The organism is Sphingobacterium sp. UBA5996, from assembly GCF_002429765.1.
Classification (GTDB): Bacteria; Bacteroidota; Bacteroidia; order Sphingobacteriales; family Sphingobacteriaceae; genus Sphingobacterium.
This window is the reverse complement of sequence record NZ_DJAS01000007.1, coordinates 78,831-95,716: the sequence shown is the minus strand read 5'-3', so window position 1 is coordinate 95,716 and position 16,886 is coordinate 78,831. Positions and strand designations below refer to the sequence as shown.

The window sequence follows — 16,886 nt, the reverse complement described above, 5'->3', positions numbered from 1 at the left end:
GCTTACGTCACAGGTTTTATCGCCTGGGCAATATTATTGCTCGTGGCCTTTCTTGCTAAAAGTGGTTGGCTAATATGGGGCATATACCTGTTTCTGATCGCTGTATTCTATGGCATCTTTATGTACCTATAATACCCTTATCATGAATTTAAGACGTTACAATATCTACTTCAATACGCATACCATCTCTGGGATAATCATTTGTGCTATTTTGTATGTGATTTTTTTTGCGGGATCTTTTTCATTTTTTAAAAATGAAATCAATGCCTGGCAAAAAAATGAGTCCGACAAAGGGGAAACGTACCAAAATATTGTTTTTGACCATCTTCTAGACTCCATTGGGCAGATCAAAGAACTGAAAGGAAGAGATATTACCTTTTACATGCAACACAATGGTCATTCCAGTTATGTCAATATCGGCGAATCACAGGATACACTAGTTGCAAATAAAGCGAAAGCGGTGGCAGAACAAAAGCAGTTGGCCGAAAAGAAACGACTCGCGACGGAAAATAAAGGTGCAGCGGTAAAAGATGCAAAGGCTAAAGACGAAAAAAAGAAAAGACGTGGCCGCGGCCGACGTGGAAATGACGATTCCATGTATTTTTCCTATGACTTGGCTACTAAAAAACCGTCAGATTATAGCGATGGCTATACCATGGGTGAATTTTTGTATCGCCTTCACTTCTTAGCGCCGCTCAACCAAATTGGGATCAATATTGGCAGACCCTTTGGCTACACCCTTGCCGGGCTGGTATCTTTTATCTTTCTCTTTGCGCTGATCTCTGGTCTGATGCTCCATTGGGATAAAATCAAATCCAACTTCTTTGTCTTCAGACCCGGAAACAAATGGAAAACGGTATGGACAGACATGCATACTGCCCTGGGTGTCATCGGCTTTCCCTACCAATTTATGTATGCCCTGACGGGGATTGTACTGATCGTAAACTCGGTCTTGATTATTCCGTTTAGCAAATACCTCTATGATGGTAAAGAGGATGAGGTCTATGCTGCGCTCGGTTACAACGACAACACAAAATATACTTATTTGTACGAGCCGCTCACCGCACCCTTCAAAATGGGTGATTTTCTGGATAAGCTGGAGAGTAAATGGCCAAACAGCCACATGAACCGCATCTTTATCAAAAATTATGGTGATAAAAGCATGCATGTCGTAGCGCTATATGATGCCGATATTGACAAGAACTTTGCGGGTTCGGGAAGACTCATCTACCGCGTGGCCGATGAGAAAATACTTTTTGAAAAATCTGCAACAGCAAACGGCTCCTACCTAGATTATATGAAGGGTTTCATCTACCGCTTGCACTTGGCAGATTTTGGCGGCTATCCTGTCAAAATTATTTATTTTGTTTTGGGTATCATGGGCTGCTTTGTTATCATATCGGGTATTCTGATCTGGCTGGTCGCACGTGATAAAAATAATATCCCCAAGCGCAAACGCATCTTTAATTTTTGGGCGGCGAATGTATTTATGGCGAGCTGCCTGACGATGTTTCCAATCACAGCAATGAGCTTTATTGCAGTTAAGCTGGCGACGAAAGTAGATCAGTCGTTTATATTCCATGTTTACTTCTATAGTTGGCTGGCGTTGGCTGTTTTTTATGTCATCCGACGTAACATCGCCAAAACAAACTTAGAAACACTCCTGCTCGGCTCGATATTGTCTCTTGCAATCCCAATTGTGAATGGCATAAAAACGGGGAACTGGATCTGGGAAACCTATCGCTCAGGAGCAAACGATATTTTACTGGTGGATCTTCTCTGGTTGTCTTTGGGCATCATCGGCCTACTCATCTTTAAAAAGATGTTACAGAACCAAAAAAAGGAAAATGCGAATGGTAAAACGGACTCATCCGATGACAACGCTGCTGGCCGTACGACGGGTACAGCCAGTCCCTTGCCGCTTAAGAGCGCCTTTGCCCTAAAAAACAAACCTGCTACAAAATACTAAAATCTCAATGTTCATCGTTGCAAAGGCGAGCTTTATCCCTCGCCTTTGCTATAGTGTTGACGCTGATTCTCTCCTACCGCCCGACAATTCTATTTATGAAATTTTGCACAGTGAGGCCTGTGTATTTAAATCTGGGCCCGGATCAATAGTTGTATTTCTCCTTCCACTTGTCCCGTAAACTTTGCCTTAGTTTCTCCTCCTGTGGGTTTTTACCAGGCTCATATAATTTGACACCGCTGATTTCTTTCGGAAGAAATTCCTGGACAACAAAGTTTCCTGGATAGGCATGCGAATACTTGTATTCGGCACCATAATTTAAGTTCTTCATCAACTTTGTTGGGGCATTACGGATAGCCAAGGGTACGGATAGGTCGCCGGTTTGTTTCACCAAGGCCTGTGCCTTATTAATGGCCTCATAAGAAGCATTACTTTTGACCGAGGTAGCCAGGTAGATCACGGTCTGCGAAAGAATAATACGCGATTCGGGCCATCCAATGACATTGACCGCCTGAAAACAGTTGTTGGCCAACAATAAGGCATTCGGATTGGCATTGCCAATATCCTCCGAAGCCAAAATCAACAATCGCCGTGCAATAAAGGATGGATCCTCGCCGCCTTCGATCATCCGCGCGAGCCAATATACCGCTGCGTTTGGATCTGAACCGCGGATGGATTTGATAAAGGCGGATATAATATCGTAATGCTGCTCTCCTGCTTTGTCATAAATCGCCATATTCTGCTGTACCTGTTTCAGTACAAAGGCATTTGTGATCGGCTCTTTATGCAACACCGCAGCATTCACAACCAATTCAAGGACATTCAATAATTTACGGGCATCACCACCGGATAGCCGCAATAAGGCCTCATACTCCTCAACAACGATCGCCTGTTTCTGCAGATATTCATCTTCATGCAATGCTTTTTCGATCAGTCCAATAAGATCCTGCTCGGAAAGATGCTCCAATACATACACTTGACAACGCGAAAGCAAGGCTGAAATAACTTCGAACGATGGATTTTCTGTAGTGGCCCCAATAAGTGTTACCAGCCCGCGCTCAACTGCTCCTAACAGCGAATCCTGCTGGGATTTGGAAAAGCGATGAATCTCATCGATAAATAAAATAGGCTGATCTTGGTTGAAGTTCATCAGCCTTTCGGCTTTTTCGATCACCTCACGAATATCTTTCACCCCCGCTTGAATCGCACTTAATGAAAAGAACGGTCGGTCCAGTTCTTTGGCGATCAGCAGGGCCAAACTCGTTTTACCCACTCCCGGTGGCCCCCAAAGAATCATGGAAGGAATATTCTTTTGCTGGATTGCATGATAGAGCACTGCGTCAGGGCCGACAATATGCTGTTGCCCCACATAAGCGCTCAATTGCCGCGGTCTAAGTCGTTCTGCTAATGGAATTCGTGTCGCCATAGTACAAAGTTAAAAATTAAAATAGCACAAGGACTAAATATTTTAGTTTAACGCTTTAACATTTTTTCACACAATTTTTCGTCATATTTGCTCTACGCTATATGTAAATTGCTTTTGGCAGTACATGAGAGGGATTAAAAGTTGATCAGAAACAGCTGTGGATTGCTCGAATAACTACTATAGTAAGCATTAATTGTGACGTAATCATCAATGAGAATGACAAAATACTGTTTTTTTATCTTGACCACCTTGACCATATTCGTGAATATACCGCGTCGGGTTGTGGCACAAAATGCAGAAAAAGATTATACGGGCGCGATTAAAAAATACGATGCTTTGTTTAAGGGCATCGGCCCCGAGGTATATTTCTTACCCCCGCCTAAAACAGCCAATGAAATACTGGAAGATCATTATGCTGAAAAGAAGTCTTTCAGCAAAGAAATTGCGAGACAACTCCTACTCCAGCGCTTGCTACTGCAGCTGCGAAGCACCAATAACCTTGGACATTTTCACTATTTAATGAATCCGATGCCAGCGACAGCCAACGCCTGGAACGATGCAGTTGAAGGGCAAAAAAAAGCAGAAAATTGGACTGCAGGCTATGCTTTATCAAATGAAGCCGCCTTATTTTCCATTAAAAATAACGACAGCAGCAATGCGTCAGCATTTCTATATCAGGCACTTTCTTTGGCTAACCGTACCGACAATAGGGACGATATTGCAACCATTAATTTGAATATCAGCAATTTCCAGCTGTACAGTGGGGACTTTCAGCGTGCCGAAGAAAGTGCTCAAAACTATCATGCCTATGCGACGAAGAGCAAAAGTTATGCGGAGCAGGCAAACGCCTGGCTTTTAATTGCCATGGCTCGAGCGGGCCAGGGAAAGTATAAAACGGCCGAAAATAATATCATACGCAGTGCGATACCGCTATTCAATAAAGCCAAAGCATATGAAGGAAAGATCTTTGCCTGGGAAATGCTTGCAGAAATCTATTTTGATCAGCATAAATATACCGAAGCCCAATGGTTTTTGCTGCAGGCCCGCGACCTGGCCAATGCCAAAAAACTAAGTAGCGAACTCGCGGAAATTGAATACTTGCTGGCCTCCTCCAAACAAAAGGATGGTAACTATAAGGTGGCACTCAAAGAGTTTGTGCAGGCAGCAGAGTTGGCCGCAGACGAAAATAATAAGCAACTATCGTTGGCGATACTGGACAAACTCGGCGAAGTATATCTTGTTTTAAAGGACTATCCATCGGCTGATCAGACCTACAAAGCCTATACACAGTTAAAAAATGAACTGTATAAATAAAACAATCTACCCCTTCTGCTGGTCTACTGCAAGAGCAGTTTACGGAGCGACATTAAGCTTTTTGTAAATATTGAAGGATAAATCAAATAAATTTTTAGATTCTGCGATAATGTGCTATGAATTTCACTAAATTTAGCACGCTTATCAAAAAGAGCTGAATATTTTTTAAAAAGAATGATTAATAAAACCGTCGAAAATATGTTTAGGAAACTCATATTTGCACTTTTTGTTGTATCCATTGTTTCTTGTGGTTCAAAACCACGAGTCGCACTTCCTGATGACGGAGGGCTTAAACCAAGCACACAGCATCAGATCATCGCCAAGGAAGTCTCTGGATTATTGGAAAATGCAAGCTACAAAAAGGTCAAAATGAACGATTCAATATCGGGCATTATATACGATAATCTGATCAAAAGTTTGGATCAAGGGAAAAATTACCTGCTTCAATCGGATATTGATGAATTTCAGTCCTATAAAAACAATCTTGCCCAGGACATTAAAAATGGGGATCTATCAGCTGCGTTCCATATTTTCAATGTCTATTCGAAGAGATACCTGGAAAGAATGCAATATTCGCTTTCAGAAATCGACAAAAAACAGGATTATACGAAAGACGAGTATTACCAACCTAACCGTGAAAAATTAGGATGGTTCAAAACGGCAGATGAGGCCAATGACCAATGGCGTAAACGTGTGAAATACGACTTGCTCAACTTGGAAACTGCCAGTGGCAAATCTACCGACAGTGCAAAAACCAAACAGGTAGAGACATTAAAAAAACGCTATGTCAATTTGATCTCACAGGCCAAAAAAAGCAACGCAAACGATGCTTTTCAGATCGTGATGCAAGCGTTGACAGATGCTGTAGACCCGCATACTTCTTATTTTAATCCATCTTTTGCCCAGGCATTTAATGAAGGAATGGCCAATACTTTTGAAGGGATTGGTGCAAGATTATCCATCGATAACGAAGCCGTAAGCATCTTTGAAATTATCCCCGGTGGACCTATTTTCAAAGACAAGAGCATTCACGTCAATGATAAAATCATCGCTGTAGCGCAGGGAAAAGATGGTGAATTTGAAGATATCATTGGTTGGAGACTTGATGCGGCTGTAGCAAAAATCAAAGGTCCAAAAGGAACAATCGTTCGTCTGAAAATTATTCCTGCCGGCCAGCCAATGAACTCTCATCCACGTATTGTATCCCTGGTACGGGAGAAAATCGTCGTTGAAGAAGAGTCTGCGAAAAAAGAGATCATGAACGTCAAAGGAGCGGACGGAAAAATGTATAAAGTGGGTATCATCAACATTCCTAAATTCTACATGGATTTTGAGGCTTACAGAAGACGCGATCCGAATTATAAGAGCACCACGCGAGATGTGAGGATGATATTAGACACGCTGAAACAACAAAAAGTGGATGCAGTGGTCATCGACCTAAGATTTAATGGTGGTGGTTCTTTACCTGAAGCAATTGATTTGACCGGTTTATTTATCGATAAAGGTCCTGTTGTACAGGTGAGAGATACAAAAAACAACATTGATGTTGAAGAAGATAAAAATGCAGGTGTGTCCTGGGATGGTCCACTTGGCATCATGATCAACCGCTTCTCGGCTTCGGCTTCTGAAATCTTTGCTGGTGCTATCCAAGATTATGGAAGAGGGATTATCTTAGGATCTCAAAGTTACGGCAAGGGAACGGTGCAATCGGCAATAGACATGTCGCGTGTCATCAGCCCAACCAGCCGATTGCTGTTAAAGGCATCGGGTGAAAAAGATCCAGACACCCCAGAAGGCGCTCCTCAGTATGGACAGATCAATATTACATTGGGTAAATTTTATCGGGTTAACGGAAGTAGTACACAACATAAAGGTGTGACACCAGATATCGTATTCCCTTCTCAGTTTTCTGCAGAGAAATTTGGTGAAAGCTCAGAAAAATCAGCGCTCCCTTGGGATCAAATCCAGTCGAGCAACTTCAAAAAAGTAGCTGATCTGAGTGTTATTGATAAAAAATTAGAAGCGATGCATGAGGCACGCATCAAAAACTCATTGGAATATAAATATCTGAAAGAGGACATCGAAGAAGCTCAAAAGGATGAGGATGTTAAAATTCCATTGGAATTCAACAAATTCAAGAAAGATAAAGATGACAACCTCAAGAAAAATAGAGACCGCATCAACGCTTTATTGAAATTACAGGGGAAACCAGCTTGGGAAGAAGGCAAGTCACAGCCCAAAATCGACCTGGATTTCGTGAAAGACGAAAGTGCAAAAGTGATGACCGATTATATCATCAACTTTGGCACAAAAAAACCGATGTAATTTCACCAAAAACTAAAACTGTAACGTAAATAGCAAGGCAACCCTGATTGGGGTTGCCTTTTTTTATGATACTCATCACTTTGGAGGGGTCTTAACATTAAATTCACGTTTTATTTGTAACTTATCGCTAGATTGATTGTTTTGGTAATATAACGCCGCTATATGAGACCCTATGATCCACTTAAGCGAAGGATCGGGATGGCATAGCAGCAGATTATCAAGTTAAACGTATAAAAAAGAATATCATGAGACATATCCTCCTGTTAACTGACTTTTCAGAAAATGCTCTTCTAGCAGCAAAACAAGTTGCACTATGTACAGAAGCCTGGAAAACCCAAAAGGTGATTGTATATCACACGTACAATAGTGTTACCGTAGTCGATAATGAACCTATTGTTGTTGTCAATGAAGAAGTAAAAGAGGCCAGAGAGAAGGAACTCGCTGACTGGTTCGACCAAATTAGACTATTGTTCCCACCACAAGTAGCATTATCCTATCAAATGGAAGACGTGGATTTACCGTTGGGCGTTCAAGAAATATGTCGTTCCCAAGCTATTGATCTTGTCGCATTGGGTATTACAGGTCAAACAGGCTTTGCTAAAATCCTGGTAGGAAGCAATGCCATTACGTTAATGGATATATGCCCTAAGCCGATGCTTATCGTGTCGCATAAGGTAGATCCGGCAGTCCCCAAAAATGTACTGGCAACTACGGATCTGAAAGAGGTGGATCGCAAACTGGATTTATTTAATTTGGACCAAGTTTTGGAAACCTTCCAAGCAAAATTATATGTCCTGAATGTCGCGAAAAAAGAGGCGTCTGCTGCAGACCTGGCACAGGAACTAAAACACCTCCATGAACGCCTGGACAAATACCATCCTATTTATGACTACATTAGTCACGATGATGTTGCTGTCGGTATTGAAGAATATGCAAAAGAGAAACATATAGACCTCATACTTTCATTCCATAAAAAGCAGGGACTGTTATCTAGCCTATTCAAAAGCAGCATATCAAAAAAGATCGCCTGGAATGGCGCCGCCAACTTATTGGTTATTCCCATGGATAGATCATAAATACAGTATATTTTCGCAAAGCCATCGCAATGAAAGTGAAGGGGAAAAACCGTTTACTTTTTATCAACGGAGTGTTTACCGGGACCGATAAGAATGAGTCCTAAAAACACAAAACAGAGCTCAATCGCATGGGATGCACCAGAGATACCATCTCCTTTGGAAAGATGCATTAATCCGGCGATAACCATTGTGAAAGCAAGCAATAGTGCTGCTGGTCTGAAAAAAAGACCAAGCAATAAAAATAGTCCGCCCACAGTTTCGGTAGCAGCAGCCATAAAACCCCAAAAAGTAGGCATAAAATGGACACCAATAGTACCCATTGACTTGCCCACGCCTGCCCAAAGTTCAGGACCGCCCTGTAACTTGGGCAAACCGTGTATAATCATCATCACGCCCAATCCAATGCGCAAGACCAAAAGTCCTGTATCTCTATACTTACCCAATGAATTCCAAATTGCCATATAAAACGGTTAAATTATTAATAAATGAATTACCACTCGGCCTAAATTAATGAAATTATTTAAATTGAAAGCCCTGTAGCTTCTATTCTAGGAATAAATTTATTGCATTTTTAATACTTTATGCGTAATTTAATAGCTATAGAACCAATGATAATTCTGTGAGCTGCAACAGAAAATACCATTTAAGTCGGTATAGCTTAGCGACGGATTATAGCATAAACAAATAACTAATAAGGATGAAAAACCTACTCTTGTTAACAGACTTTTCGGACAATGCCTACGCCGCTGCTCGATACGCCGCGCAATTAGCTCCGCTATGGGGTATTGAAAAGGTTGTCTTGTACCATACGTACGAAGTAATCCCTACCGTAGGTACCGAGCCTGTTGTCATCAGCAATTCAGAAATTCTAGAAGAGAAACAAAAAGACCTCAATACCTGGCAACAGGAACTGATGTTGCTTTTTCCGGAAGGGATTGCGTGGAAATCTGTGCTCGAAGAATATGAACTAAGCTACGGCGTAAATCGTACTTGTGCAGAGGAGGATATTGACCTCGTCATCGTCGGCACCGCAGGTAAAAGTGGCCTAAAGAAACTGCTACTCGGAAGCAATACACTCAAACTGATCGAAAATTGTCACACACCTTTACTGGTGGTTCCTGCACGGGCTGAGCTTAGGGTACCCAAAAAGATTTTGATCGCCTCAAATCTTAAGGAAGTAAACATAAAATTAAACCGCCTTCTGGTCAATGCATCTGAAGTATTGCGTAAAAGTGAGGTGTTTGTGGTACATGTCACCAAAGAAGATCCTGCAAATAAAGCTGTAAACGCTGAAATAACCATCATGAAAGATCTGCTAGCTCCCTACAATCCCTTGTATAGTTATATCCTTCATACAGACATTGCCCTAGGGATTAACCAATACATCAACGAAAATAATATCGATATGATGGTTACTTTCCACCGCGACAAGGGCTTATTAAGCCGAATTTTCAACACCAGTTTAGCCCAGAAGATGGCTTGGAAGAGTCAGGCGGCAATGATGGTAATTCCGGTACATTCGGGATAATCAGAATAGGTGTTGCAGCTAAATACTGTTCAGCTATACCTACAAGTAAGTTAGCTGAACAGCATTAGCCGTGGTTTTCAATTCCACCTTTCGGCCAAATACGAGGGCATGATTGTCATCGATATGACCTGCCGGATAGGCAAACGCTACCGGAAAATCGTATTCTTTAACTTTATCCCACACAATTTCTTCCACACTTTGCCCAAAAGCAGGGTCGTTGTCCTTCATGGAAGAGAAACCGCCGACAATAAGACCGCTCAATTTTTTTAGTTTTCCCGCGCGCTTCAATGCCCACAGCATGCGATCGACGGAATAGTAAGCTTCACCAACATCTTCAATAAATAGAATCTTATTTTTGTAATTGACATCCGAATCAGAAGCAAGCACAGATAGTAAGATGGCTAAATTTCCGCCGACCAATTTTCCTCGGCCCTCACCTGCACGATTGGGATAGACGCTCTGCTCATAACTATAATCCATATTATAGCCAAATAAAGCGTTTTTTAGCGTTTCCAAAGAGGCTTCTGTTCCCGTCTCAAAAGACTTGGGCATCTGCCCATGTATTGTGGCTACTTTAAAGTTCCGTTGAATATGACTATGCAATACGGTAATATCGCTAAAGCCTACCAGCCACTTGGGCTGCTTTTCGAAGTTTGAGAAATCGATTTCATCGACAATCCGAACACAACCGTAGCCGCCCCGTGCGGCGAATACCGCCTTAATCGATGGATCGTCCAGTGCCCACTGCAAATCAGCTGCACGTAAACTGTCTTGTCCGGCAAACTGGTGGTACGATGTGCTGACAGTCTCTCCGACCACAACCTCCAATCCCCAGCCCTCCAATGTTTTTATGCCTACATCAATAGATCCACGGATAAAACTCGCAGGACAGACGATCGCAACTTTATCGCCTACTTTCAGAAAATCAGGTATTTTGGACATCTTTTTATTGCTAATGATCAAACAACCGGAAGCACAAAGGCTATTCTCCTATGAAAAATTTATGGGAAAACAATGTGCTTATCCCTACAAATAAACGTAAATTTATCTGAGTTTTCTACCGCTATTTGGAATAATATTTTTGCGATTGTTTGATATGATACGCATTTATATTGCATATAAACAGCAATTTATCTAAGTTTGCCAAAGAAAACAAGTACACACTTTAATATCTTTCAAGCATTGAGTATTCTAGATAAAAAACGTTATACCATCACATCGGCATTACCGTATGCCAATGGTCCTTTACATATTGGACACCTTGCCGGGGCTTATATCCCCGGGGATATCTTTGTGCGCTATCTGCGTCTGAATCAAAAAGATGTAGTTTATGTATGTGGTTCAGATGAGCATGGTGCGGCGATTACCATCCGTGCAAAAAAAGAGGGCATTACCCCACAGCAAATTATTGATAAATACAATCAACAAATCAAAGAAAGTTTTGAAGAGTTTGGCATTTCCTTCGATATATACCACCGCACATCGGAGCCCATACATCACCAGTTATCGCAGGATTTCTTCTTGAACCTTTACAACAAAGGTGAATTTGTCGAGAAATTTTCCGAACAGTACTACGATGAGGAGTACCACCAGTTTTTGGCCGACCGCTATATTACAGGTACTTGCCCAAATTGTAAGTCCGAAGGTGCCTATGGCGACCAATGCGAAAAATGTGGAACATCCCTGAGCCCGACAGATCTGATCAATCCGATTTCGACATTGAGCGGAAAGACTCCGGTATTGAAAGAAACAAAGCACTGGTACCTCCCTTTGGATAAATACCAGCCATGGCTGGAAAAATGGCTGATCGAAGGAAAGAAAAATATCCTTAAATCCAACGTGTTTGGGCAATGCCAGTCTTGGCTTAAATCGGGTTTACAACCGCGTTCAATGACCCGTGATCTGGACTGGGGTGTCGATGTGCCGCTGGAAGAAGCACAGGGTAAAAAACTTTATGTCTGGTTGGATGCGCCTATCGGTTACATCTCAGCAACGAAACAGTGGGCATTAGACCATGGCAAAAACTGGGAGGACTATTGGAAAACGCATGAAAACCCTGCCGATGATTCTACATTGATCCATTTTATCGGAAAAGATAATATTGTCTTCCACTGCATTATCTTCCCTGCTATTCTTCATGCTCACGGCGATTACATTTTGCCTGAGAATATTCCGGCCAACGAATTCCTGAACCTCGAGGGCGATAAGCTGTCTACGTCTCGAAACCACGCGGTTTGGCTCCATGAATATCTACAGGAATTCCCGGACAAACAGGATGAATTGCGTTATGTATTAACGTCTATATTACCGGAAACATCAGATGCTGAGTTTACCTGGAAGGATTTTCAGGCCCGCATAAACAATGAGCTGGTAGCTATCTTGGGTAACTTTGTAAACCGTGTCATGGTTCTTTCCCACAAATATTTTGATGGTAAGGTATTGAAGGGAGCTGCATTGTCTACGGTAGACCAAGCCGTATTGGATGAATTAAAATCATATCCGGTTTCTATTAAATCTTCTTTGGAACAATTCCGTTTCCGCGAAGCTTTGGCAGAATTCATGAATGTTGCCCGCCTTGGTAATAAATATCTTGCGGATGAGGAACCATGGAAAATCATCAAAACGGATGAAGAACGGGTTAAAACAATATTAAACGTCGCAGCACAGATCGTGGCGAACCTTGCTGTCCTTGCGCAGCCGTTTTTGCCTAAAACAGCAACCAAATTATTTGAAATGCTCAATTTTCCTCAAGGAAACTGGAATGACGCGGGTTCAGATGCGTTGATTGATGTGGGGCATCAATTGGGTGAAGTACAATTGCTATTTGAAAAGATAACAGACGAACAGGTCGACTTCCAGCTCGATAAACTTACAGCAGCAAAAGCAAAAAACCTAGCCGACAACGCCAAGGTTGCTCCTGCAAAAGAGAATATCAGCTTCGACGATTTTGTTAAAATGGATATCCGTGTCGGAACCATTACAGCAGCTGAAAAAGTTGCCAAAACAAAGAAATTATTGAAGTTGACCATCGATACGGGTATTGATACACGGACGGTGGTTTCGGGTATCGCAGAATTCTTTAGCCCTGCAGAAATTGTAGGCCGTCAGGTGTCCATATTGGTCAACCTTGAACCCCGTGAAATAAAAGGAATTATGTCGCAGGGAATGATCCTTATGGCAGAAGATGCCGATGGTAGACTGGATTTCGTCAAACCAGATACAACAATTAAAGTAGGAAGTACGGTACGTTAATAGCAAACGTCATACATGTATAATAAAAGCCTGTTCGTTTGGACAGGCTTTTTTATAGGCTATTTTTGATAGGAACTTCGAGGCCACCACTTTCCGGTAGTAGCCTATCTTATATCCCTTCGCATAGTTCGGCAATTAAAAGAATATGCTCTGCATACGCTTCTTAAAGTCTTTCTCGTCCATGTAATCGTAAACGGTATCTTTCAGCTTTTTCAGGACCTCTGCTCGAGATTCGGCCACCACTTTTTTCTTTTTGGTGAGCACATTGGAAACCGGAGCATTCGTGATCTCCACCTTGGTTGCAAACATATTGACGTTCATACTTGGAATGGACACCCCCATGATTAGCCCCGGTAGCCCATGAATAAGTTCCGGACCACCTGAAATAGGAATTTGCCCCGCGAAAAAAGCAACCACATACACCGAATCTTGCACAATTCCATTGACTCGTCGACAATCGTATCCAGCAATATTTCGATATTCATCGGTATACTTCCATTTTACAGCTGGCAATGAATCTTTAAGTAGCAGTTGATCATCACCAAATGGAAGCAATTTGAGAAATTCCTGCTGTTGAAAATTGATATATGTTTTTGAATCTGCAAGGATGGACTGATATCGAGTGACATTGCGGTAACTCGGAGGGTAGTCTTCCTGAATGGTCTCAAAGAGGGTTTCATGATCGTAAAATTTCAACATATGATGAGTCACCACCTCTGTAGGACCATTTTTGACGGCATTGTCGACCGTTAATTTGTCCCAGGTATCTAAATCTGGTTTGTTGAGGTAATTACGCTTCAAAAAGTTCTGTACATGAAACTTCCGTTCATAGGTCACTATTCCGCTGCTCGGAAAATAGGCATGCTGTGCCTGGGCTGTGCTCATGCACAGCAACAAAACCCAAATCATCAACTTCGTATATTTACTCATTTGGTATCTCCTTTCATCTGTAAATAATTAATTTTCCCATCGACCTGATGGCGCTTACCAGAATTAAAATTCTCCTTAACTCTGGACAAAAAAATGGATAATGCTATCATGGGCGGTTCATTGATGTAAAATTGTAGATTACTTTTAGCATACCATAACGGCGCAATACGTCGTTGCTCGTCTGAATAAATGACGTTCCATTTTGATAACGGTACACGCCATTATTTTTATTTAAAATATCATTGACGAACACCTGCACTTCCAACGATTTATCTTTCAATAGTTTTTTGGATACATAACCATTCATATTCACGACGTTGATGGACTGTAAAGTTTTCGTAGCAGCCTGATAATTTTGATTGGTCGTTAAGGAGATTTTGAAATCTTTTGGCAAGTAATACGTGAGCTCGGAGTAGGTCCTCAACGTAAAAGTGGAACGATTTAACTCGGGCTGCAAATAGGAATTCATTTGCTGAACACCTGGCCTTATGGAAATATAGAAATCCATCTTATTCGCCTTATAGCGACTAAAACCGATATTCGGTGAAACACTCCACGTTTGATTTCTATTGAGCTTTGGCTCTTCGGTATACGATGATAGGTAACTAAATTGGCTATTGTACTGCACCTGCATCCCTAGATTCATTTTCAACCCCCATTTTTTTTGTAATACAAAACTGTATCCACTACCGCCATACATCCGCCAATTGTCCTTGTCAATATTGACATAGGAAATCTGCTGTGTACCTCTATCCAAATCGTACCGCACACTATTGTTGATGCTATTTTTACCTTGATCTGCATTTACATAAAAATAGATGCTCTGATCTTTCAGCTGCTTATAGTTGTTGTAATCAATTGAATACGAATTGTTAAACCCGGCTTTGAGGTTTGGATTATCCAGATATTCAATAAGCGGCTGTGCGTTTTGCTTTAGGGGTTCTATCTGTGTCAAAGAAGGTTGACTGGTACGTCCACTGTAACGGAAATTGATATTTTTACTTTTCGAGATTTTATAATTCACCGAGAAAACTGGATTAACTGACGTTTGATTGCGCTGTAATGTTGTATTCAGATTATTATACGTCCTCTTCACATCCTCAAAATCCACCCTATTGCTTACATTGACAGTCAACGTACTAGATTTGTAATTCAGCGAAGCATTCACTGCATTTTTCAAGCTGGTGTAATCGAAATCATTTAATAGATTTTGATCTAGCACAGTATATTCACCTGTAACGGGATCTTTATCAAAAGACTGATTCAGCGTTTCCGATTTACTGCTGTTGAATGCATATCCAACGGCGGCAGTCAGCCGTTTTGACAAGGGCTCCGAATAAGTTACTGAGGCGCCGTAGGTAGTGTTCGCCAGCTTATCATTTTTGAATTGATCAATCAGGGTGGTATCACCTGAGTTTTGAAAAATATTTTCAGAGAAATATTGGATTTTGGAACGATTCTGATCCGTATTTGCATTCATATTAAAGGTGACAGAACGGCGCTCTTTTCTGAAGCGGCGTGTTAACATCGCATTGACATTAAATCGATCCTGATCAGCATTCAAATCATTTTTTGATGTCGTCTTTGTGATCAAGACTCCATCCAGTGTACGTTGATCAGCTTCAGAACCAGAGAAATTATCACGGCTAGACTTCATAAATCCCATATTAACGGTCAAATCGGACATCGAATCTAACTTTAAATCATACCTTAAGTTGGCAGTATTGGATTTACTTTCGTTCTCCGACCGCGTCACGTTATTGTCTACTTGCGCCCGCTCGGGTAGATTGTTTTGCGCATTGTAGGTACTGGTGTTGCCTACACGGATCTGATTACGCTTAAAATTGACATTGATTTTGTGCTTATCATCTTTAGTTTTATCGGAATAGCTAGCTCCCATATTGATCGCTCTAGGTACTCCTCCACCGGAATACGTACCGTCCCAGTCGCCATCAGAACCGTCGCCACCCGAGGTAATCATAATACCTCCACCTTCTATCATCTGCACATTGCTGCTTCCGCCAACGCCATATTTCTGGCTATCTTCAAAGCCCAGTCCGACCATACCGTCATTGGCAAGAATGCCATACGCGGCAATTTTTTGCGAACCTTTAAACTTATTGAACATCACTTTACCGCCGTAATAGTGATCCGTACCCGCTCCGGCAACAGCTTGCCCAAATAGTCCCTTCTTCTTATCTTCTTTGAGTTTGATATCAATGGTCTGCGTACGCTCTCCATCATCCACCCCCGTTCGAACGGCTAGGTCTGATTTCTTTTCATAAACCTGCACTTTACTGACCATATCGGACCGAATATTCTTAGTAATTAACGTTGGATCATCACCGAAGAACTCCTCCCCATCGAGCAGTACTTTTTTCACCTCTTTGCCCTGAGCGGTAATCTTGCCAGATCCATCCATCGTAATGCCGGGCAATACTTTTAACAGGTCCTCCACTTTGGCATCTTTATCAACTTTGAAACTACCGGCATCGTATTCAATCGTGTCCCCTTTAATAACCACCGGAATTTTGCCATTCACCTGCACCTCCTCCAATAGTAGGGCTGCTTTGGATAGTTTGACCAATCCAATGTCTAAATCTCCAGCACTCACTCTGATATCCTTTACCAAGTCTGCATACTGGGGATAGGAAACGACCATTTTATAAGTTCCTGTATCCAGATTTGCTACTTGGAACGTTCCATTTTCTTTTGTCCGACCGAAGGTAATCAAGACCGAATCTTTCGGGTTGAGCAGTGCGACTGAAGCCTGATGTAGTTTTGCAAGATCCTTGCCATCCACAACCGACCCCGAAAGCTTATGTTGTGCATAGGACTTTGAACTTAGGGTAGCTAGCAAAAGAAACAAAACTAGGGAATAGGTTAGTTTCATAAATTAACGTTTATATATTGTCGGGTAAATATAACGCTAATGCTACGGAAAATTCGTAAAATAATGTTAAATAATTATATAATTAAAAAACACGTTAACATTAAAAAAAAGATCAAGCTAAGACACTGGATACCAAAATATCATGACAAAAAAAAAGAGGCCTGACTTATTTGTCA

The 16,886-nt window shown here is 41.6% G+C and carries 11 protein-coding genes; 6 read left to right on the top strand and 5 right to left on the bottom strand.

Annotated elements, in window-relative coordinates; translation table 11 throughout:
* The first annotated feature begins 142 nt into the window (after window positions 1-142).
* The gene (locus B3E00_RS05020; RefSeq protein WP_293937312.1) at window positions 143-1,969 is read left to right on the top strand and encodes a PepSY-associated TM helix domain-containing protein; all 1,827 of its coding nucleotides are present in this window, start codon (window positions 143-145) and stop codon (window positions 1,967-1,969) included.
* A gap of 142 nt (window positions 1,970-2,111) precedes the next feature.
* Here the strand turns inward: B3E00_RS05020 and B3E00_RS05015 are convergent, their stop codons facing one another.
* Window positions 2,112-3,392, bottom strand: a complete 1,281-nt coding sequence (locus B3E00_RS05015) for a replication-associated recombination protein A (RefSeq protein WP_293887026.1) — start codon at window positions 3,390-3,392, stop codon at window positions 2,112-2,114.
* A 216-nt stretch (window positions 3,393-3,608) separates the two neighbouring features.
* On the opposite strand from B3E00_RS05015, the gene B3E00_RS05010 reads away from it, so the two are divergent.
* The 3 genes from B3E00_RS05010 (at window position 3,609) to B3E00_RS05000 (ending at window position 8,107) form a co-directional block, all read left to right on the top strand.
* Entirely contained in the window at window positions 3,609-4,706 is a 1,098-nt protein-coding gene (locus B3E00_RS05010; RefSeq protein WP_293937309.1) for a tetratricopeptide repeat protein, read from the top strand.
* Window positions 4,707-4,904: 198 nt separating this feature from the next.
* Entirely contained in the window at window positions 4,905-7,031 is a 2,127-nt protein-coding gene (locus tag B3E00_RS05005; protein WP_293937307.1) for a carboxy terminal-processing peptidase, read from the top strand.
* 245 nt (window positions 7,032-7,276) lie between these two features.
* On the top strand, window positions 7,277-8,107 hold the full coding sequence (locus B3E00_RS05000) for a universal stress protein (protein WP_293937304.1): 831 nt from the start codon (window positions 7,277-7,279) through the stop codon (window positions 8,105-8,107).
* A 53-nt stretch (window positions 8,108-8,160) separates the two neighbouring features.
* Here B3E00_RS05000 and B3E00_RS04995 read toward each other — a convergent pair whose 3' ends face one another.
* Window positions 8,161-8,568, bottom strand: a complete 408-nt coding sequence (locus B3E00_RS04995; RefSeq protein ID WP_293937301.1) for a DoxX family protein — start codon at window positions 8,566-8,568, stop codon at window positions 8,161-8,163.
* Window positions 8,569-8,804: 236 nt separating this feature from the next.
* Between B3E00_RS04995 and B3E00_RS04990 the strand changes: the two genes are divergently transcribed.
* Complete coding sequence (locus B3E00_RS04990) at window positions 8,805-9,635, top strand: universal stress protein (RefSeq protein WP_293937298.1); 831 nt, start codon at window positions 8,805-8,807, stop codon at window positions 9,633-9,635.
* 39 nt (window positions 9,636-9,674) lie between these two features.
* Here the strand turns inward: B3E00_RS04990 and B3E00_RS04985 are convergent, their stop codons facing one another.
* Window positions 9,675-10,577 (bottom strand): S66 peptidase family protein, encoded by a 903-nt coding sequence (locus tag B3E00_RS04985; RefSeq protein WP_293937296.1) that lies wholly within the window; start codon window positions 10,575-10,577, stop codon window positions 9,675-9,677.
* A gap of 240 nt (window positions 10,578-10,817) precedes the next feature.
* Between B3E00_RS04985 and metG the strand changes: the two genes are divergently transcribed.
* The gene (gene metG / locus B3E00_RS04980) at window positions 10,818-12,887 is read left to right on the top strand and encodes a methionine--tRNA ligase (RefSeq protein ID WP_293937439.1); all 2,070 of its coding nucleotides are present in this window, start codon (window positions 10,818-10,820) and stop codon (window positions 12,885-12,887) included.
* A 135-nt stretch (window positions 12,888-13,022) separates the two neighbouring features.
* On the opposite strand, the gene B3E00_RS04975 is transcribed toward metG, so the two are convergent.
* Together B3E00_RS04975 and B3E00_RS04970 are read right to left on the bottom strand one after the other, a co-directional pair.
* A complete protein-coding gene (locus tag B3E00_RS04975; protein ID WP_293937294.1) occupies window positions 13,023-13,817 on the bottom strand; it encodes a GLPGLI family protein in 795 nt (264 codons plus the stop codon).
* A 106-nt stretch (window positions 13,818-13,923) separates the two neighbouring features.
* Entirely contained in the window at window positions 13,924-16,710 is a 2,787-nt protein-coding gene (locus B3E00_RS04970) for an outer membrane beta-barrel protein (RefSeq protein WP_293937292.1), read from the bottom strand.
* Between the last annotated feature and the right edge of the window lie 176 nt (window positions 16,711-16,886).